Below are 350 nucleotides of genomic sequence, written 5' to 3' on the forward strand. Positions count from 1 at the left end.
TTTATACTGATAACTCATTATTAGCTTCTGGATTTATTTTATACGGTCTTAACAGTATTGCTCATTCAGAAGTAAAGTTGAATCTAGATACAAAACATGAAATGGTTAATTTAGTATTAACTACACTACGATACAATCAAAAGGAAGGAGAAAGTTTATGAAAATTATTATCGATGGAAATAATATCTCACAAGAGCAACTTATAAAATGGAAAAGAGAACGGATAAAAAAAGTATTATATACATTAGGACATAAAGAGCTTGAAATAAATGATACAGACGTCATGATAAAACAGCTAACGGAAATAAAGTTGCGATATACATACAATGAAATGTACGAAAAGTTGAAAT

Annotated in this window: 2 pseudogenes; both read left to right on the forward strand. The window is 27.7% G+C overall.

The annotated features are described in order from the left end of the window. A pseudogene (locus tag MR107_RS30550) lies at positions 1-161 on the forward strand (TetR/AcrR family transcriptional regulator); the annotation flags it as partial. After that, positions 158-350, forward strand: a pseudogene (locus MR107_RS30555) (hypothetical protein); the annotation flags it as partial. The pseudogenes MR107_RS30550 and MR107_RS30555, both read left to right, overlap by 4 nt.

The organism is Bacillus cereus group sp. BfR-BA-01441, assembly GCF_022663075.1.
Taxonomy (GTDB): Bacteria; Bacillota; Bacilli; order Bacillales; family Bacillaceae_G; genus Bacillus_A; species Bacillus_A cereus.